20 protein-coding genes are annotated in these 19,824 nt (G+C 57.4%); 2 read left to right on the forward strand and 18 right to left on the reverse strand.

The window, feature by feature from the left end; translation table 11 throughout:
* Positions 1-15: 15 nt before the first annotated feature.
* The 16 genes from PMI31_RS11000 to PMI31_RS11075 form a co-directional block, all read right to left on the reverse strand.
* A complete protein-coding gene (locus tag PMI31_RS11000) occupies positions 16-1,659 on the reverse strand; it encodes an acetolactate synthase large subunit (RefSeq protein WP_008018096.1) in 1,644 nt (547 codons plus the stop codon).
* Positions 1,660-1,832: 173 nt separating this feature from the next.
* Entirely contained in the window at positions 1,833-2,852 is a 1,020-nt protein-coding gene (dmpG, locus tag PMI31_RS11005) for a 4-hydroxy-2-oxovalerate aldolase (protein WP_008018097.1), read from the reverse strand.
* Positions 2,853-2,862: 10 nt separating this feature from the next.
* Positions 2,863-3,801, reverse strand: coding sequence for an acetaldehyde dehydrogenase (acetylating) (locus PMI31_RS11010; protein WP_007987886.1), 939 nt, complete (start codon positions 3,799-3,801; stop codon positions 2,863-2,865).
* Positions 3,802-3,836: 35 nt separating this feature from the next.
* Entirely contained in the window at positions 3,837-4,037 is a 201-nt protein-coding gene (locus PMI31_RS11015; protein WP_007971593.1) for a 2-hydroxymuconate tautomerase family protein, read from the reverse strand.
* Between the two features lie 16 nt (positions 4,038-4,053).
* Positions 4,054-4,857: a 2-oxo-3-hexenedioate decarboxylase gene (dmpH, locus tag PMI31_RS11020; RefSeq protein WP_007987885.1), complete on the reverse strand. Its 804-nt coding sequence runs from the start codon at positions 4,855-4,857 to the stop codon at positions 4,054-4,056.
* 11 nt (positions 4,858-4,868) lie between these two features.
* Positions 4,869-5,651 carry a 2-oxopent-4-enoate hydratase gene (gene dmpE / locus PMI31_RS11025; RefSeq protein WP_008018098.1) on the reverse strand — a complete coding sequence of 261 codons (783 nt, stop codon included), beginning with the start codon at positions 5,649-5,651 and terminating at the stop codon, positions 4,869-4,871.
* Positions 5,652-5,661: 10 nt separating this feature from the next.
* Positions 5,662-7,122, reverse strand: coding sequence for a 2-hydroxymuconic semialdehyde dehydrogenase (locus tag PMI31_RS11030; RefSeq protein ID WP_008018099.1), 1,461 nt, complete (start codon positions 7,120-7,122; stop codon positions 5,662-5,664).
* A gap of 18 nt (positions 7,123-7,140) precedes the next feature.
* Complete coding sequence (locus PMI31_RS11035) at positions 7,141-7,845, reverse strand: class II aldolase/adducin family protein (protein WP_177323564.1); 705 nt, start codon at positions 7,843-7,845, stop codon at positions 7,141-7,143.
* Complete coding sequence (locus PMI31_RS11040) at positions 7,842-8,705, reverse strand: VOC family protein (protein ID WP_008018101.1); 864 nt, start codon at positions 8,703-8,705, stop codon at positions 7,842-7,844. Before PMI31_RS11040 ends, PMI31_RS11035 begins: the two co-directional genes overlap by 4 nt.
* A gap of 190 nt (positions 8,706-8,895) precedes the next feature.
* The gene (locus PMI31_RS11045; RefSeq protein WP_008018102.1) at positions 8,896-10,131 is read right to left on the reverse strand and encodes an MFS transporter; all 1,236 of its coding nucleotides are present in this window, start codon (positions 10,129-10,131) and stop codon (positions 8,896-8,898) included.
* Between the two features lie 87 nt (positions 10,132-10,218).
* The gene (locus tag PMI31_RS11050) at positions 10,219-11,166 is read right to left on the reverse strand and encodes a SphA family protein (protein ID WP_008018103.1); all 948 of its coding nucleotides are present in this window, start codon (positions 11,164-11,166) and stop codon (positions 10,219-10,221) included.
* Between the two features lie 187 nt (positions 11,167-11,353).
* Positions 11,354-12,307, reverse strand: coding sequence for a fumarylacetoacetate hydrolase family protein (locus tag PMI31_RS11055; RefSeq protein WP_008001970.1), 954 nt, complete (start codon positions 12,305-12,307; stop codon positions 11,354-11,356).
* A gap of 10 nt (positions 12,308-12,317) precedes the next feature.
* Positions 12,318-12,695, reverse strand: coding sequence for a YciI family protein (locus PMI31_RS11060; protein ID WP_008001969.1), 378 nt, complete (start codon positions 12,693-12,695; stop codon positions 12,318-12,320).
* Complete coding sequence (locus PMI31_RS11065) at positions 12,688-13,620, reverse strand: VOC family protein (RefSeq protein ID WP_008018104.1); 933 nt, start codon at positions 13,618-13,620, stop codon at positions 12,688-12,690. The genes PMI31_RS11060 and PMI31_RS11065 overlap by 8 nt, the downstream gene beginning before the upstream one ends.
* A gap of 15 nt (positions 13,621-13,635) precedes the next feature.
* Complete coding sequence (locus tag PMI31_RS11070; protein ID WP_007938251.1) at positions 13,636-13,950, reverse strand: NIPSNAP family protein; 315 nt, start codon at positions 13,948-13,950, stop codon at positions 13,636-13,638.
* The gene (locus PMI31_RS11075; protein ID WP_008018107.1) at positions 13,944-14,861 is read right to left on the reverse strand and encodes an NAD(P)-dependent oxidoreductase; all 918 of its coding nucleotides are present in this window, start codon (positions 14,859-14,861) and stop codon (positions 13,944-13,946) included. The genes PMI31_RS11070 and PMI31_RS11075 overlap by 7 nt, the downstream gene beginning before the upstream one ends.
* 631 nt (positions 14,862-15,492) lie before the next feature.
* Here PMI31_RS11075 and alr point away from each other — a divergent pair.
* Positions 15,493-16,731 carry an alanine racemase gene (gene alr / locus PMI31_RS11080; protein WP_008018109.1) on the forward strand — a complete coding sequence of 413 codons (1,239 nt, stop codon included), beginning with the start codon at positions 15,493-15,495 and terminating at the stop codon, positions 16,729-16,731.
* A gap of 165 nt (positions 16,732-16,896) precedes the next feature.
* On the opposite strand, the gene PMI31_RS11085 is transcribed toward alr, so the two are convergent.
* Positions 16,897-17,589, reverse strand: a complete 693-nt coding sequence (locus PMI31_RS11085; RefSeq protein ID WP_008018110.1) for a GntR family transcriptional regulator — start codon at positions 17,587-17,589, stop codon at positions 16,897-16,899.
* Positions 17,590-17,914: 325 nt separating this feature from the next.
* Between PMI31_RS11085 and PMI31_RS11090 the strand changes: the two genes are divergently transcribed.
* Positions 17,915-18,649, forward strand: coding sequence for an amino acid ABC transporter ATP-binding protein (locus PMI31_RS11090; RefSeq protein ID WP_007994108.1), 735 nt, complete (start codon positions 17,915-17,917; stop codon positions 18,647-18,649).
* 23 nt (positions 18,650-18,672) lie between these two features.
* Here the strand turns inward: PMI31_RS11090 and PMI31_RS11095 are convergent, their stop codons facing one another.
* Complete coding sequence (locus PMI31_RS11095; RefSeq protein WP_008018111.1) at positions 18,673-19,785, reverse strand: CapA family protein; 1,113 nt, start codon at positions 19,783-19,785, stop codon at positions 18,673-18,675.
* Between the last annotated feature and the right edge of the window lie 39 nt (positions 19,786-19,824).

Genomic DNA, 19,824 nt, shown 5'->3' on the forward strand with positions numbered 1-19,824 from the left:
TTGGCGAGCGTTGGCTTAAACCAAAGCGCTACGTCTTTTCAGCTCATGGTTCAGAATGAAATCGTTCTCGGAATAATCCACCGGGCAATCGATAACGTGCACACCCGGCTCACTGATGCAGCGCTGCAGTAGCGGCAATAAGCCTTCGGCGCTTTCCACCCGGTGGCCCTTGGCACCATAGCTTCGCGCATACATGACGAAATCCGGGTTGCCGTAGTCCAGCCCAAAATCAGTGAACCCCATGTTGGACTGCTTCCAACGGATCATGCCGTAGCCATCATCGCGTAGGATGATGACCGTCAGGTTCATCTTCAAACGTACGGCGGTTTCCAGCTCCTGGCTGTTCATCATGAAGCCGCCGTCACCGCACACAGCTACCACAGGACGATCCGGATAGACCAAATGTGAAGCCATCGCCGAAGGCAGGCCCGCACCCATCGTTGCCAAGGCATTGTCTAACAGTACGGTGTTGGGTTTATGTGCCTTGTAGTTGCGCGCGAACCAGATTTTGTAGATGCCGTTATCCAGAGCCACGATGCCTTCGGAGGGCATGGCACGACGCACGTCGGCGACAAAGCGCTGCGGGTAGATCGGGAAACGGTTGTCGTCCGCGCCCTCGATCACTTGGGCCTCGTTGGATTCACGGATCGTCATAAGGCGGGTGAAGTCCCAGTGTGAAGTGTCATTCAAGGACTCGCCGATCTGCCAAACAGCATTGGCGATATCGCCGATCACTTCGACCTGTGGGAAGTACACCGGATCGACCTCGGCGGAGCGGAAGTTGATGTGGATGACTTCGGTGCCGCCACGGACCATGAAAAATGGCGGTTTCTCAATCACGTCGTGGCCAATGTTTACGATCAGATCAGCCGCCTCGACAGCACGGTGCACGAAGTCGCCGGAAGACAGTGCGGCATTGCCAAGGAAGCGTGGATGACGCTCATCTACCACGCCTTTGCCCATCTGAGTGGTGACAAAAGGGATGCCGGTCTTGTCGATCAGTTGCTTGAGTACCTTGGCAGTCATCTTGCGATTGGCGCCGGCACCAATCACGAGGATCGGGCTACGGGCTGTCTGCAATTTCTCGACTGCGGCCTCGATGGCCTTGTGTTCGGCCAGTGGGCGACGATGCAGGCTCGGAGGAATTGGCCGGCTTTCGGTCTGCTCCGCGGCGATGTCCTCGGGAAGTTCAAGATGAACCGCTCCGGGCTTTTCTTCCTCAGCAAGGCGAAAGGCTTCACGCACACGCGAGGGAATGTTGTCAGCGGACGCCAACTGATGGGTGTACTTGGTCAGCGGTTGCATCATCCCAACAACATCAAGAATCTGGAAACGACCCTGCTTGGACTTTTTGATTGGCTTCTGCCCGGTAATCATGAGCATTGGCATTCCACCCAAGTAGGCATAGGCGCCAGCAGTGACCAGGTTCGTAGCGCCAGGGCCAAGGGTCGATAAGCTGACTCCGGTTTTACCGGTTAACCGGCCATAGGTTGCCGCCATGAAACCAGCCGATTGCTCATGTCGAGTGAGAACGAGCCGGATGTTGGAGCGCCTGAGTGATTCAAGTAAATCCAGGTTCTCTTCACCAGGAATCCCGAACACGAACTCTACGCCCTCATTCTCGAGGCACTGCACTACGACGTCTGAAGCCTTGAGCATTTCACTCTCCTCTAAAATCATGTATCCGCACTTGAGGTGCAACCTTGGACAATTCGCTTACGATGAATATTCAGAAACCAAAACACTGCACTTGCCAGCAAAGCGACGTGGGCTTCGACCGGCAGGTGCAGTAAAACTGGAATTCTTTAGTGTTATGCGGACGCGTGGATAACTCAACGTCGTGTCAGGTCCAGTGCCACATCGACGATCATGTCCTCTTGCCCACCGACCATTTTTCGCCGTCCCAATTCGACCAGGATGTCGACGGTACGCAACCCGTAGCGCTGGGCTGCCGCTTCTGCATGACGCAGGAAGCTGGAGTAAACGCCTGCATAACCCAGCGCCAGCGTCTCGCGATCTACCCGCACCGGACGGTCCTGCAGCGGACGGATGATGTCATCGGCGGCATCCATCAAGGTGTAGAGGTCGGTGCCATGATTCCAGCCCAGTCGCTCGGCGGCAGCGATGAACACCTCCAATGGCGCGTTGCCCGCCCCCGCCCCCATGCCAGCCAGGCTGGCGTCAATGCGGTCACAGCCCTCTTCCACCGCGACGATGGAGTTGGCCACGCCCAGGCTTAAGTTGTGGTGGGCGTGCATGCCGGTTTCGGTTTCCGGCTTGAGCACCGCCTTGAACGCACGGAAACGCTCGCGGATGTCCTGCATGTTCATCGCCCCACCGGAGTCGGCCATGTACACGCAGGTCGCGCCGTAGCTCTCCATCAACTTGGCTTGGGCAGCCAACTGCTCGGCCGGAATCATGTGGCTCATCATCAGGAAACCGACGGTGTCCATGCCCAGCTCGCGGGCATATTCGATGTGCTGTTTCGACACATCGGCCTCGGTGCAATGAGTGGCGATGCGCACCACCCGGGCACCGGCGTTGTAGGCTGCTTTCAGGTCATGCACGGTGCCGATGCCAGGCAACAACAAGGTAGTGATCTTGGCGTGGCTGATCACATCGGCGGCGGCTTCGATCCATTCCAGGTCGGTGTGGGCGGCGAAGCCGTAGTTGAAGCTCGACCCTTGCAGGCCATCACCGTGCGCCACTTCGATCGAATCGACCTTGGCTTTGTCCAAGGCGCGGGCGATGTCCTGCACGTTCTGCAGCGAATACTGGTGACGAATCGCGTGGCTGCCGTCGCGCAGGGTTACGTCGGAGATGTAAATTTTTTTGCCGGGATTGAAAGTCATGACGGTCTCCTCAGGCGTTGAGCATCGACTGTGCCATGCGCTCGGCGGTGGCCAAGGCAGCGGAAGTCATGATGTCGAGGTTGCCGGCATAGGCTGGCAGGTAGTGGGCGGCGCCTTCGACTTCGAGGAACACTGAGGTCTTGAGGCCGGAGAACTTGCCAAGACCCGGTATGTTCAGTGGTGCGTCTTCAGGGATGACGTCGAACTGGACTTTCTGCTTGAGGCGATAGCCCGGCACATAGGCCTGTACGGCGGCCGCCATCTCTTCGATGGAGGCCTCGACCAGTGCCTGATCGGCGGCTTCGGACAGCACAAACACCGTGTCACGCATCATCAGCGGCGGTTCAGCCGGGTTCATCACGATGATCGCCTTGCCCTTGGCTGCGCCGCCGATCGCTTCGATAGCCTTGGAGGTGGTTTCGGTGAATTCGTCGATGTTGGCACGAGTGCCGGGACCCGCGGACTTGCTGGCGATCGAGGCGACGATTTCGGCGTAGTGCACCTTGGCCACGCGTGATACCGCTGCGACCATGGGGATGGTCGCCTGGCCACCGCAGGTGACCATGTTGACGTTGAGTTGGCCGAGATTCTGTTCCAGATTGACCACCGGCACGCAATACGGGCCGATGGCTGCTGGTGTCAGGTCGATCAGACGGATACCGGGTTTGATCGAGCGCAGGAAGGCGTCGTTCTTCACGTGGGCGCCGGCTGAGGTGGCATCGAAGACGAAATCGATGTCCTTGAATTCGTCCATGCGGGTCAGGCCTTCAACACCTTCATGGGTCACCGCCACGCCCATGCGCTGGGCGCGGGCCAAACCATCAGAGGTCGGGTCGATGCCGACCATGGCGGCCATTTTCAGGTGCTTGCCGTGACGCAAAATCTTGATCATCAGGTCAGTGCCGATGTTGCCCGAGCCGATGATTGCGACGCTGATTGGATTGCTCATTGTTATTGTGTCCTGTCGTTGCACACAGCCTGAGATCAGGCGTTACCACGCCGGCGTTCGGCAAGGGTCTTGCCACCCGCAGCCCACTGGGTTTCGGGAATCTCTTGAAGCAGCACGCGTACGCTATCTACGGGCACATCGAGGCTTTGCGCGATGGCCTGGGTGACGTTGAGCAACAGTGCATGCTTCTTCTCTTCACTGCGTCCTTCGGCGAGGTGGATCATGGCGATAGGCATGGTCGATAGCTCCGGATCAACGCTGGCTGGACGAAGTGAAGCGCATGGAGACGCTGCCCAGATGCTGGTAGCGGACGGTGATGTTGTCCCCGGCAGCAACGGCAATGGCCTCGGTGATGCCACCGGTCATGATGAAGCAGCCCGCCGGCAGTTCACGACCCTTGGCACCGAGCATGTTGGCCAGCATGGCGACGCTCTGCGCCGGGTGCCCGAGCACCGCGGCGCCGGCACCGGTGGCGACTACTTCGCCGTTCTTTTCCAGCACCACACCCAGGCATTTAAGGTCAATGCCCTGCACGCCACTCATTTGTCCGCCGGTGACGAAGCGTGCCGAAGAGGTGTTGTCGGCAATGACGCTCTTGAGATCGAAGCGGAAGTTCTCGTAGCGCGAGTCGATCACTTCAACTGCCGGCAAAATAAAATCGGTAGCCGCCAAAACGTCGCCAACATGCACGCCCGGTCCCTTGAGCGGATGCTTGAGAACAAAGGCGATCTCGGCCTCGACCTTGGGATGGATCAACCCGTCAACATCGATAGCCGCGCCGTCCAGGCAAGAGCCGTAGTCCGTAAGGAAGCCGTGGATCGGGTCAGTGACGCCCATTTGCTTCATTTTTGCGAAAGAGGTCAGGCCCATTTTCAGGCCGGCGATACGTACACCGCGTGACTCTTTGCGCTGGCGAATGGTGTCCTGGATGGCGTAGGCGTCTTCCCAGTCCATGTCCGGGTGGGCGTCGGTAATCTTGGCCACCGCCTCGCGGTTGAGCTCGGCGTTTTCCAGGTGTTCGGCCAGTTGGGCGATAGTGCTTGCAGAGAGATTCATAAAGGTTTCCTTCAAACGAAACGAACAGAAGCCGAGCCGATGCCGCCCAGGCTGATGCGCAATTGATCACCGGCCTTGACCGGTACCATGGCCGCCAGTGAACCAGAGAGAATGACTTCGCCCTTATTCAGGCCAATGCCAAGTTCACCGAGTTTGTTAGCCAGCCAGGCCACGGCATTCGCCGGATGGCCGAGGGCCGCAGCACCGGCGCCGGTGGCAACCACTTCACCGTTCTTTTCCAGGGTCATGCCGACACAGGCCAGGTCAACGTCACGCGGGGACACGCCCTGCCCGCCCAGGACGAAAGCCCCGGCGGAGGCGTTGTCGGCGACGGTGTCCTGGATGCGGATCTTCCAGTCACGGATGCGCGAATCGACGATCTCGAAGCACGGCATCACATAGTCAGTGGCCCGTAAAACATCAGCCACGGTGATACCGGGGCCATGCAGGTCTTCCTTGAGCACGAACGCGATTTCGCCTTCGGCCTTGGGTGCGATCAAACCGTCGATGGCGATGGCGGCGCCGTCGGCATAGAGCATGTCCGAGAGCAGATGACCGAAGTCCGGTTGATCGACGCCGAGCATGTCCATCACCACTTTGCTGGTGACGCCGATCTTTTTTCCGATGATCCGCTGGCCGTCGTCAAGGCGTCGCTGGATCATCGAGAGCTGTACCTGATAGGCCTGCTCCAGGGTCATGTCCGGGTAGGTGTCGGTCAGCGGCGCCAGAGCCTGGCAATTGCTGAGTGCTTGGTGCAGCTGCTGGCCGAGTACGTTGATCTCTTGTTTATTCATGAATGGCTCCTTACAGCCGCACGCAGACGTTGCGCAGCTCGGTGTAGAACTCAAGCGAATGCACGCCCCCCTCACGGCCGATACCCGACTGCTTGGCACCGCCGAAAGCGGTACGCAGATCGCGCAGGAACCACGAGTTGATCCAGCAGACACCCACGTCCAATGCACTGCCCAGACGATGGGCGACCTGCAGGTTGCTAGTCCACACGCTGGCAGCCAGGCCATAGGGTGTGTCGTTAGCGAGGCGGACGACTTCTTCTTCGGTATCAAAGGGTGCGATGTGGCAAACCGGACCGAAAATTTCCTCGCGCACCACGGCCGAGGTTTCCGAAAGGCCGGTCCAGATCGTCGGCTCGAACCAAGCGCCTTCGGCCAGATGATCCGGTACCTGGGCGATGCGACCGCCGTGGACCACGGTGGCACCATCAGCGACAGCCTGACGGCAGTAAGACAGAATTTTTTCGCGGTGACCGAGCGAGATCACCGGTCCCATGGTGCTGTCGTGCTGGTTCGGGTCACCCACTTTGATGCCTTCGGCGTGGGCCTTGAACGCAGCGACAAAACGCTCGAACAGCGGACGTTGCACGTAAATGCGCTCGGTCCCCAGGCAGACCTGGCCACTGTTCTCGAACACGGCGCGCCCCAAACCTTTGACGGCTTTTTCCAGGTCCGCATCGGCGAAAACGATGCCGGCGTTCTTGCCGCCCAGTTCCAGCGATACCGGGCGGATACCCTTGGCTGCGGCCTTCATGATGATCTCGCCCGTGCCGGTTTCACCGGTGAAGGTGACACCATTGACCTCTGGGTGAGCGGTGAGGAAGGCACCGGCCGAGTCACCACCGAAACCATGCACTACGTTGTACACACCCGGTGGGACGCCGGCTTCATTCATGACTTCGGCGAGCAGCGTGGCGGTGGCCGGGGTCTCTTCGGAGGGTTTGACCACGACAGTATTGCCACAGGCCAGGGCCGGCCCAACCTTCCAGGTCATCAACAACAGCGGCAGATTCCAGGGACAAACAACAGCGATGACGCCACGTGGTGCTCGCACGCTGTAGTTAACGGCCTTGCCACCGTCAGGGGTGTCCATCACGAAGCTTTCAGTCGGCACATTCTTGATCAGGTCGGCGAACACCTTGAAGTTGGCCGCGCCACGGGGAATGTCCAAGTGCCCGGCGAGTGCGCGGGGTTTGCCGGTGTCGGCCACTTCCGCAGCCACAAACTCTTCATGGCGACGTTCGATGCCCTCCGCCACTTTGTGCAACAGGGCCGTTCGCTGGGCGACAGTCATGCTGCCCCAAGGGCCTTTCAATGCAGCTTGCGCAGCTCGCACGGCGGCGTCTACCTCAGCTTTGCCGGCCTCGTGCACCAAGCCGATCAGGCTGTTATCGGCCGGGTTGCGGTTTTCGAAGGTACGGGTGCTACTCACCCATTCACCATTGATGAAATGGCGGAATTCTTTAGCAGGCATAAGGTGTTCCTTCTTTTTCTAGTTGGCTGGAGCGCTGGCTTCGGGATCACCCGCCGTCAGGTATTCCCACATACGTTCGTAAATTCGGCCGCTGGTGACAGCCCGTCGCGCGCAGGCCTGTGGGTCGAGTACCGGCCCTTGGGCGGCAAGACCTGCGCTGTGCAGTTGCAACTCAATCCGCGCGGCGTCTTCCAGATACCAGGTCAGCGTCAACGCTTCGATCAGTGACGCGCCAACGACGATGGCGCCGTTGCCACGCATGACCAGCGCATTCCCCTGCCCTAATTGATTGGCCAAGGCGCTGGCTTGCTCGTCGCTGCGCAGCAGTTGCGGGTCGTCCCACAGCGGGATTGGCTGCTGAAAGTAGCTGCCCATGCCATGGCGCGGTTGAGGTGTGAGCCTTGCGCATGACAGGGTCATGACCTGGGCAGGCATGCTTCGGATCACTGCGTGGACGTCTGGGCGCCGACGATATATTTGCTGGTGGATACGAACCTCACCCAGCACGCCGTCGGGCAACTCACCTTTGACCGGTACCACGATTCCTGGCTCGCCCGGCTGGATCAAACCCATCGGTTGCGCGGCGCAGACCAGAAAGTGCTCGTCATCCAGACGCAGGCTGCAGTGCCCGTAGGCATGCACCAAACCCGCGCGGGCCAAAGCGCGCGCAGCCACGCGCACCTGCGACTGCTCCTCGCGGCCGGGTATTGGCAAGCGACTCACGATTTGAATTCCGGAATGTCAGGCTTCGCACCCCAGGCGCAGAATCCCGCACCCTCCGCCGGAAACTGCCGAGGCTGGTGGGTTGCATCATTCTCTGGAGAGATCAGGCTGACCCCTGTCGAGTATTCGTAGGTCATGCCGTCAGGTCCCTCGAAATAGAGGAACATCGCGCCCGAGGTAGGGTGGCGTCCCGGACCAAAGAGAATCCGAATGCCCCGTTCAACCAGGAAGTAGTAGGCGCGCATCAAGTCATCGACGGTTTCCACCTGGTGGTTGATGTGTTGCACGCCGGGATGGGAGGAAGGGAACAAGGCGATCTTGTGATGGATCTCGTCGATACGCAGCAGCGGCGCCTCGCCAATTCGGTCACTGACCCTGGCGTTTGCCAGCTGAGTCCAGAACAGTTCGTCACGCCGGGCATTCATGGTGCGCAAGCCAATATGGCTGAAACCGGTGATGCCGGCATCGCGACTCGGGAAATAGCGTCGCCCGCTTGCCTGGGGACGCAAGACCAGCTCGATGTTGTTGCCGCTGGGATCTTTGAAGCGAATGAAGTCGTCGACATAGCGCACTTCAGCGTCTGCACGTGAGCCATGCTGTACGTTGAATTCATTACGCTCCAGCAAGACCGCTGCGTCTTCCAGGTCCTGCGCTGTTCTGACTTCGAACGCTGTTGTGGTTTCTTGCGGATCGCCCTCGTAATAGCAAAGCGTATGGTCTCGGCTGTCCGATCGGAAGTACACCGCTCCATTGGCTTCTCTCGCGATCTGCAAGCCGAGAACCTGTGTGGCGTAGCGACGTGCCTCGTCCAGATTCGCGGTGCCAAGCCGTATGTACCGAATGTCATGCAGGTTAATCATGAGGCATGTCCTCTTATTTATTGTTGTCTGGGAACCATCTTCCCGCTGGCCAATAAATAAAAGAAGCAAATATTAGTTATTTGCGCTATCTGATTTATTTATACGTGTATCACCCTCTGCATCCAGTTTTTCGGGGTAAAAAAAATGCCCCGTATCTACAGATACGAGGCATTTTCACCAACGAATCAGGTCACCCGATTGCCTCCTTGGCAATGTCTGAAGCGCCTGCCTGCGTACTGACCTCATTCACTGTTTTACTCCTTGGCATGGAGAACACAAACAATGCGGAAATGACGTAGAAGCCGGCGCAGACGATCAATCCCGCTGCCAGGCTATAGAAGCTGGCAATGCCACTGAGCAGCACGGGTGCGAAAGCCGCCAGTCCGCGACCCGCATTGAAACAGAAGCCCGCTCCAAGCGTTCGCACCCGGATGGGGTACATCTCGCTGAAGTAAGAACCGAACAACCCAGCGAACACCATGAAAAATGCGTACCCCGCCCCTATCCAGATCAGCGATTGGGTCTGGGTGGTATAGACATAGACCAGCGCCATCATGGATGTCAGCAACAGCGATATAACAATCGTAAGCCGCTTGCCAATGCGATCGGCGATGAAGCCGAATACGTTCAGGCCAAAGAAATTCCCGAGATGGAGTACCGCCATAAAGCTGGTCATCGACGCCAGACTCAAGCCACGGTCCTGTATCAGGTAGGTGGGCAGCCACGTGCTGACGCCCCAGGAACCAAGCAACGCAAAGCTGGCTGCAAGAGACCCCAGCAGGGTGTAACGAAGTAGTTCAGGCGAAAAAATCTCCCTGACCGATATCCGCTGCGCAGTAGTGCCCTGTGTATCGCGCTGAGCCTTCCAGGCCGGCGATTCCGGAATCAGAAAAAATACATAAATGATCGGCAGTATCACCGAGGCACCGGACACGAAAAACATCAAACGCCATTCCGGCAGCATGAACTTTGCAGCCAGCGCAGCCACGATGGCGCCAACTGGGAAGGCACTGATCACGAAGGATATGGCTCTAGCGCGTTGCTTGGGCGGCCACGTTTCGACGATATAAGCTGAGAGGATCGTCCATACCCCGCCAAGGCCAAGACCAGAGACAAACCTCAGGCCCGCCATTACGTAGAGATCATGAGCGAATGCAAAGAAACAGGTCAGTGCGCCGAAGATCGCCAGCGATGCAATCAATGCCTTGCGCCGACCGAAGTTGTCGGAGTACCAACCTGTGGCAACGCCGCTCACACCAATACCCAGCAATGTAGCGCTAGCCAGCGCACCCACCTCATGGAGACTGAAACCCAGGTCCTGGCGGATAACCGGCAGAGCGAGCGTTAGCAGGATGATCTCCATTGCATCAAAAAGGTAGGCGATGAATCCGCCGATCAGTACATGCCACTTGGATATTCCAGTCACGATTTCACCTGCTTTTAATTATTGGACAGTGATGTTCGTTCCGCGGGCCGCCATGTTGTTTATGGCGGCCCTGGAAAGAGGCAAAGTTCAGAATCGGTAAACGGCCTGCAGCCAGAATTTATTACCTTCGGCACGGTTCTCGACCAGCATTTCGTGTTGCACTTTCATGACAAACCCGATTGCCGGGGTTTGGTATTTGATCGAGGGGCCGATTGCAACGACCCGACCACGGTTACCATCCAGGTACGTCTGACCATTCTTCTCATCATCGCTGAGCTGCTTATACGCATAGCCGTTCACGCCCACTTGCCATTCGGGAGTGATGTTGTAGCCAATGTTGTAGTCGGCGTTGAACTCACGGCCGGAGCGATAGTGGGTAGCGGAGTTCTCACCATTGAACATATAAATGAGCTTGGCGCTGACCTCCAGTTTCTCCAATGGATAGGCGGTAAACGAGTACCATGGCCCGTAAGCCCAGTAGTTTCGACCTGGATTGAAAAGGCGGTCCTTGTCATAGGACCCGATGGGCGCAAATACATCCAGCGCGAATAATTGGCTGTACCGTGGAGAGCTCCACCCCAATACAAATGGAGTTACCGTCAAATCGCCGACGCCTTCTTGGTGATCGCTGCGATGAACTCGACCAGCAGGTGTATCGACATCGAACTTGACGTCGCCCTTGACCAAGGGCAAGGCAATGCGACTGGCCAGCTTGGCACCCAAAATCGAGTAATCTTGGTAGACGTAATCCACTCGCATCGACAGTGCTTGAACATCAAGGTCAAAGTTGTGAATACCTTGCTTTTGATTGCCATCACCATCCAGCGTTTTATTCGCGCTGTAGTCGGACAAGTAGAAAAACTCGGTAAAGCCTGGTGGTGGCATCTTTCCCGCGAGGACCGTATTCACACCCAGTGGGTATGAGGTGCCGCCGCCTTCTGTTGCCTGGGCAAGCGGAACGAAAAAAAGACCTATACAGAGAGTACTGATCCAAGCGTTTGACGCGCGATGGGTTTTTGATTTTAGTGTGTTCATCTCATGTTCCATTTTTATTTTTGTATTGCGGAGGAGAATTTGTTTTTTGAAACTTTCAGCCCTAGCATTACTTAAAAACGACAGGCAAATTTCAGGCGCAGCGATACGCACCGTCATTTGTCAGGACGCTGCAAACAGTTGAGTTATTCAACGGCCGGGCATTGGTTGCCCGGCCTTCAGCAAGGTGTTACCGAATAGTGGTTTCCAGCTCGCCGAGCCCTTCGATGCAGACTTTCAATACATCGCCGCGGTCCAGGAATGTGTGGCTTTCCATGCCCACGCCCGCCGGTGTTCCCGTCAACAGAACATCACCGGGAAACAGATCGATGGTCTGGCTCAGATAGGAAATCTGCTCTGCAATGCCGTACATATGGTTGCGGGTATTGGAATCCTGTACCCACACACCATTCCTCGACAGCTTGATATCCAGGTTCTCGGGATCTTTGACAAATTGTGCCGGCGTCAGGTACGGGCCCAGTGGGCAAGAGCCCGTGAAGCATTTGTGGCCAATCCAATCGAAGCGAAACGGCGAGCTGGGGTCGACTTGCTCGCGACGCAGCCGATCACGCGCGGACAGGTCATTGGCGCAGGTGTAACCCGCCACATAGTCGAGCGCCTCTTCAATGGAGACACGCGACGCTCGCTTGCCGATCACTACCGCCAACTCGGCTTCCCAATCGAGCATGCGGACACCTGCCGGAAAGTCTACCGCTTGCTTGTGTGCGACCAGACTGCCGCGGCCGGGCTTGATGAAATGCCAGGGAGCAATGCCCTCGCTGCGCGGATCCAGCGACAGTTTCATGTTGAACGCACGGGCCATGGCTTCGACATGGTCTCGATAGTTTGCTCCCGCGCAATAGATCGTGCCTGGACGTTCCAGGAACGGAGCAAAGTGCAACGTGGCAAGATCAAGCCGCTGCGACTCATAGAGCGCTGGCGCTTCAAACACTGCCATTGCAAGCTTTTGCAGCTGCGGATTGGACGTTTCCCAGAACTCGAGCAATGCATCGAGGGAAGCTGCCGGCAACTCAAGGCCGGCCTTGGCCACAAGCTGACCAAGATCATAGGCGTATTCGCCAACCAGCAGGCCGGTTGCGTTTGACTGGACATCCGTCCGATAGGTGAAAAGCTGATACTTCATGGGGCCACCATCACAGGAGCGAAAAGCGTTGGTTGGAAAAGCTGACGTGGAGCGTGAGGCCGCCTTCCATGAGCAGCCACTTGCGTACATCCACGTCATAAACGCCGTGGGCGATAAAGGGATCTGACTGGACGATGCGCAGTGCTTCGGCATGATCCGCCGCACGCAAAATGCTCATACCCCCCAGCTCACCGGGAAGGGTCTGATCCGAGACAAAGGGCCCGGAAGCGAACAACTCGCCGCGTTGCTGCGCCAGAATCGCCCACTTCAAGTGGGCGTCCAGCAGCTCTGGTACGCGGGTCAGGTCCCGTGGCGTACGCATGACCACGAACAGCGGCTTGTTCAACATCCCTGCCAGCAGCTCCTTGGTCGTAGAGCTATCACTCATCACGCGCCGCCTCGAAATTCTGAATAAAGGCTTCAGGAGGTGGATTGGTTGCCCACACGGCGATCAGGTCTGGTGGTGCCCCGTCGATAGCCAGCCATTCGCTGTCATCTTCGGGAATGACATCGATGTCCCAGAAGTATTCGACCATGCTGTCCCAAGGGTCGCGGATGTAATGAAAGTAGTTGGAGCCGGCTACATGCCGTCCAAGGCCAAAAGCGCTTTCATAGCCCAAGCTCATCAGGTGTTGGGCGCCCAATTCGATCTCATCAATACCCATCACCTCAAAACTGAGATGATGCAGACCGCTATGGCTGCTCTTGGCCAGGCCCAATACATGGTGATCACCGCCACAGCCACACCGTAGAAAGGCGATCTTGTCCCCCGCGCGATCAGAGACTTTCATCCCTAGCACCTGGGTATAGAAATCAATCGAACGATCCACATCGGGGGTGAATTTGATCAAGTGACCCAAGCGCAACGGTGTCACTCGACGCAACTTCGAGGACGGTGTGCATCCGCGCTGACCGATGCGGCGGTAACGGCCCGGGGTGTTCGACTCTGGCGTCGGCAAAGGAGCTAACGGCATGGAGTCGGCGTCGGTGACGTGAACCCAATCGCCGGACGGATCACGAAACCACAATCCGTCTTGCCCGATATCAAACGGTGCCGGATGGATGACCACACCGTGGTAGCTCAGGTTTTCTCGAATAGTCTGCAGGCCCTCTGCATCGGTACCAAACGAGATATAACTCAGGCGCTTTGTGGTGCCGGGCATCAGTCGCACTTGATCCTGGGCGCGCCCCTTACAGCGCAACACCAAATGATCACCGGCCATGCGGGCTTCGAGCCCGACAGCTTCGTAGAAGGAGCGACCCACTTCCAGATCCGGAACAGTCACGCCTACGTGTTGTAGAGAACGAATCATCTTGGACGCTCCTTTTTAACGAATAGGGGAAAAGGGTGCGGCGCTCAACAGTTCCACCTGCTGGGCAACCACCAGATGGCCGTTCTTGCCAAGGAACGTACGCCATCTTGGATCACTGGACAGCGCCGCGCGGCGTTGGGCCCGGTCCTCGTAGCTGGAATATCCCCACAACTGAATGACCCGATTGATGTCCCCCGTTTCCGGCTTGAAATAACCGATCAGGTTGCCCAGTGCCTCGCCCTGAAGTGGCAGCCCCTCCTCCTCGTAAGCACGCAGGAATTCGTGCAGGGCGCCTGGCTTGAGTTGATAGGTACGTTGTTCAATCAGCATGTTGTTTTCTCTTTTTTGGAAGGTGCCTGGGACTCGGCCTTGGAGTCGGCTTCGATCAACTTGATCACTGCCGAGATATCTTCTTCACCGATGCCTTCTTTGATGGCCCTTAGAAAGTAGGGCTTGGCGGCATTGAACAAAGGCGCGGCGCTACCGAATTCCTCGGACAGTTCACTGGCCATGTCGATGTACTTTTCCAGCGTGGCAAAAGGTCCTGGCGCCGGCAGGAAATGACGATCAGCCATCATCGGTGCTCTTGCGCTGAACATCGTTGAACCACCCGCGCTTTGGCGAATCACCTCAACCACCTGCTGTGCACTGAACCCTGCTTTCACGCCAAGGTTTAACGCCTCGGCTGCGGCCAGGGTGTGAATAGTCACCAGATAGTTGGCGATCAATTTCATCGCGACCGCGCACCCAAACCCACCGATATGGAACTGGATGTCGGCGATTGCATCGAGCACGGGCTTGCAGTGCTCCACCAGGTCAGGGTCACCGCCCAGAAACAAAGAAGCCTTGCGTTGCGAAACCATGGATGGAGTACCACTGACCTCCGCTTCCAGTACCCGCGCACCACGTTGTTCGATGCGCTGAGCCATGCGTTGCTTGAAGGCTTTGTGATAGGTGCCGATCTCGATGAGCGTGTGCTGCGGCCCTATGGACTGAAGCAGACCATCAGGCCCCTCCATGATTTCCATGTGGGCCACTTCGCTGGGCAGGCAAGTGAGGATGAAGTTTGATTGCGCCGCTACGGCGGCTGGGCTTTCGAGCGCGATGCCACCCTGACGGATGAAGGCCTCGCGATCTCGACGTCGGTAACCGACAACGCGAAATCCGGCCGCAAGCAGGTTGGTTGCGATAGGAAGGCCAAGCTGGCCGATTCCCACCATACCGATGGTTATCACAGGCATTATTCGCCTCTCTTGTTGTTGTTCTTTTACGCAAAGCTTGAAGCTTGGCTAGGCGCTAACCTAGGCGCAGCCGGGTTCTGGAGCAAATAGCTCGGGTTATGAATAACTAGAAGCAAGCGTTATACGAAGGAACTGGAGTGGACTCGAAGCCTCAGTCAGCAGACTGGAAATCGATGATGAATACGAGGAGGCAGCAATCGACCAGGGGCGGTCGATTACCTGTTATGACGAGGACTACTCCGCCTTGCGCTAAGTGCTGGATGTAGCAATAGCGCTCAACATTGGCAGCGACATCCAACTGGTGCCAGAGCTGCAAGATCCGACGAACCTGTTCTCGTTGCTGCAACCGTCAGCAGCAACCGATGCAAGGCTTCGGGCTTAATTCCACTCGACACTTCAAAACGTTCACCTGGCGGCCCCTTCAGCTGCCAGGCGGCCCCCTGAACAAACCCTCGGTCGTTTGAGCCTTTTTTACAGCGCCATCCGCTGCGCGAGCCGCCTGGTTCCACATAAACAAACGGCGCCTTTGCATAAAAATTCCATGGCTGTTCGCTCAATGCCTGATGGACCTGGCTGATGCCAGATCCCCACCAGCATGGGCCCTTTCCTTATCCAGTATGGAAGACTCGATATGCCACGTTTCATGCTCAGTACGCTGACGCTCGCCCTGGCCTTGACGGCAATGATGCCGGTGGTCGATGCAGCACCTTTACTCGATCCCTCACCCGAACATCCCCGCGCCAACAATCAATCAGGCCAGGCCAATACCTGGCTGGAGATTGATCAGGCCGCCTTCGAAGGAAACATCAGCAAGCTTCAGCAACGGCTGGCAGGTAAAAGCCAGATGTGTGCCGTGATGAAAGCCGACGCTTATGGAAATGGCATTGCTTTACTGATCCCTTCCGCCATCCGGATGGGTATCACCTGTATCGGCGTGGCGAGCAATGAGGAGGCGCGTGTTGCACGGGCAGAGGGCTTCAAGGGGCGCCTGATGCGTTTGCGCAGCGCCACCGTTGATGAAGTCGAGAATGCACTGCGCTACAACATCGAAGAACTGGTCGGCAACCTGGAGGTTGCACGTCAGCTCAATCAACTGGCCACCCGCAAGGGCGTGAAGCTGCCGGTTCACCTGGCGCTGAATTCGGCGGGCATGAGCCGCAACGGTCTGGAAATGAGTACAGCCGAAGGGCAACAACAGGCGGTGGACCTGACCCGGCTGGATCACCTGAATATCGTCGGAATCATGACCCACTTCCCGGTCGAAGAGCGAGAGGATGTCCTTCAGGGGCTGACCAGATTCAAGGAGCAGTCCGGTTGGCTGATCGAGCACGCGAAACTGGATCGCAGCCGTATCACCCTGCACTGCGCCAATACCTTCACTACCCTTGAGGTGCCGGAAGGATGGCTGGACATGGTTCGCCCGGGGGCTGCGCTTTACGGCTACCCAGTGGGTGGGCATAACGAATTTCAACGGGTGATGCAGTTCAAATCGCGGGTCGCGGCAGTCAACGCCTACCCGGCGGGCAGTACGATCAGCTACGACCGTACCTTTACCCTGAGCAAGGACTCGTTGATCGCCAACATCCCGGCCGGCTACTCCGACGGTTATCGACGAGCGTTCTCCAACAAAGCCTCAGTGCTGATCCACGGCCAACGCGCGCCGGTGATCGGCAAGGTCACCATGAACACCCTGATGGTCGATGTCAGCGGCATCAAAGGCGTACAGCCGGGAGACGAGGTCGTGCTGTACGGCAAGCAAGGTGATGAGGAGATTACCCAGGCGGAGCTTGAGACCATCAACGGCGCGTTGTTGGCCGACTTGTACACGATCTGGGGCAACTCCAATCCGAAGGTATTGAAGTCCAATTAAGGGAAGCCTGATACCGGTCACTTAACGAACGCAGGACATCTGTAGGAGCCGAGCTTGCTCGCGATGGACGTTAACGATAACGCGTGTTTTCTGAATACACGCGTCGCCTTGAGTCCATCGCGAGCAAGCTCGGCTCCTACACAGCCCTCATGGATACAGTCCTGATCAGCTTTGCTCAAAGTGGTCTTTCAGGTATTCAGCCGCCTCATCTGAGGCTTGCTTGAGATGCGTTGTCATCAACGCAACTGCCGCCTCCACATCTTTTGCCCGATACGCTGCGAGGATCGCACGATGCTCGTCCTGACTATCAATCCCTGCTGAGCGCAGCTGCATGTAGATATGCGTATAGCGCTGCGCGATGGTGTGCGCACGGATGATCATGTTTTCCAGGTGCTTCATTCGCGCAGGCGCATAAAGTGCCGTATGAAGCGAGAGGTTCCATTGACTGCTCAAGATCGGATCGTGAACTTTCTCGAACTCATCGATGATGCGTTCGACACCATCAAGTTGCTCGGGTGTCGAAAGCGGTACCGAATGGCGGACGGCCAACGGCTCTAAAACCGCCCGTAATTCAAAGCACTCATTCATTTCATGCAAGGAGGGCTGCGTCACCATGAAGCCACGGTTTGGCAGGAACTGGACCAGTCCCTGACCTTCAAGCTCACGTAACGCTTCGCGAACCGGCACCTTGCTGGTGTTGAGTTCGGTTGCGATCAGGTCCTGACGCAAAGGTTCGCTACCGGAAAGCGCGCCGGTGACTATGGCCTCCCTGATAACGGCCGCAACAAATTGCGGTGCGGACACACGGGCCAGCGGGATCAAACCTGCAATGTATTTCAGTGGTGATTGGTTAGGCATATGACACTAAGTGGCTAGGAGCGATTTAAAGGCTTGCCTGGGTTTGGCAGATACGAGCAACAACATCATTATGCACGACGGTATACGATTATACGAAAACGAACAAGGACGGCATCCTCAGCCTGGCCCCCCCTCAAGCAGCAGTCCAACCCCTCTCCCCATTCATCTGAAATAAGAGCCCGATTCATCGCTTTGTTGTTGTCGTTGGCGATTCAATAATCGTATACTTTCTACAGTAGGAAGAGACTGATGCACCCTGGTTAGCCGTTTGCGACCAGGTCCTCGTCCCTCTTGCGCCATCTGCAACCACATCAGGACAACCACCGTGATCAACATAAAAAATGTTTCCAAGTGGTACGGTAACTTTCAGGTACTGAGCGACTGCTCGACCGCAATACAAAAGAGTGAAGTCGTCGTGGTGTGCGGCCCTTCCGGCTCTGGCAAATCAACGCTGATCAAAACGGTCAATGCACTGGAGCCCTTCCAGAAAGGCGAAATTGTCGTCGACGGTATCAGCCTCTCGGACCCGAAAACCAACCTGCCCAAGCTGCGCAGCCGTGTTGGCATGGTGTTTCAACACTTCGAGCTGTTTCCGCACCTGTCCGTAACGCAAAACCTGACACTTGCCCAGATGAAAGTGCTGGGCCGTGGCCAGGACGAGGCGCTAAAACGGGGTCTGAAGATGCTCGATCGTGTTGGCCTGAGCGCCCACAAGGACAAGTTCCCAGGGCAGCTCTCAGGTGGTCAGCAGCAGCGTGTGGCAATTGCTCGTGCATTATCCATGGACCCGATCGTCATGCTGTTTGACGAACCTACCTCTGCCCTGGACCCGGAAATGGTCGGAGAGGTTCTGGACGTCATGATCAAGCTCGCAAACGAGGGCATGACCATGATGTGCGTCACCCACGAAATGGGCTTTGCCAGGAAGGTCAGTGACCGTGTGATTTTCATGGACGCGGGGAAAATCATTGAAGACTGTAAAAAAGAAGAGTTCTTCGGCTCTCCCGAAGCACGCTCCCCACGTGCCAAGGACTTCCTCTCGAAGATCCTGCAACATTGATCACGCGGAGTCGCCAAGGGGGCTCACCAACGCAACTCAAAGGCATTTTTCGCGCCCGGATGGATGCTGCTGCCCAAGCGTGCGCACTCGCGAGAAAGGGTGTCGTGCAGCCATTGACGGTCATCCCCTTCGGCGCGACAGATGCGAAAGCGACACAGGCGGGTGGGTATCAAGTCCAGCGACTGCAGGTGCCCGCCCGGGTCCAGCGAGGCAAAGTATAGAAACCCCAGGTCGCCGCGAAAGGCTGTGTAGCCTTCGATGCCTTCGTAATCGTTCAGAAGGTCACCGCATCCATAGAGAATCAGACGTTCGCGGTACACCTCGATGCCTTTGACGTGGTGCGAGGAATGCCCGTGCACCACGTCAACTCCGGCCTCGTCGATCAAGGCATGGGCGAACCAGCGCTGCTCGCGCGGGATATCGAACCCCCAGTTGCCACCCCAGTGAATGGAGGCGACCACCAGATCCCGCGGTTTTTTGTTCTCGAGAATCCTTTTGGCCACAGGGCGCAGGCTTTGCCTCGACAGATCCTCCAGCCGCGCGACGCCCGCGCCCTTATCCGTGGCGGCCCAGCCCGACGCAATGCCGCTGTCGGGTGCGCCAAGGCCAAACACCAGCAAGCGCCGCCCGCCAGGCTGCAGCAACACGGCGGGCGCTTCGGCAGATTGCCGGTTGTGCCCGGCGCCGGCGCTGCACATACCATTGCTCGCCAGGGTATCCAGCGTATCGGCCAGGCCGGCTGCCCCCCAGTCCAGCACATGGTTGTTGGCCAGCACGCAGCAGTCGATGCCGGCTGCGCTGATGGCCGGGAAGTTCTCCGGGCTCATGCGGTAGTTGATGCCTTTTGGCTCAGGTCGTCCGCGGCGAGATACCGCAGTTTCCAGATTGATGATGCGTGCGTGTGGCTGGCGAAGTTCGAACTCATCCAACGCAGCGCCCCAGACATAGGTGAAATCGACTGGGCGGGGAATCGGGCCATTGACTCGTTCTGCCAGCCGGACGTAATCGCCGGCATTCTTGACGTAAGCTTCGTAAAGCCGCGGATCGCCAGGGTGTGGCAGTACTGCGTCGATGCCGCGGGCAGTCATGACGTCGCCGGAGAGAAACAGCTTCAGCGTATCGGTAACAGCTGCCATGGTGCCCTCCCGCATATCCAATAACGTAAACCGCGGACA

Source organism: Pseudomonas sp. GM55 (assembly GCF_000282395.1).
In the GTDB taxonomy this organism is placed as follows: domain Bacteria; phylum Pseudomonadota; class Gammaproteobacteria; order Pseudomonadales; family Pseudomonadaceae; genus Aquipseudomonas; species Aquipseudomonas fluorescens_CC.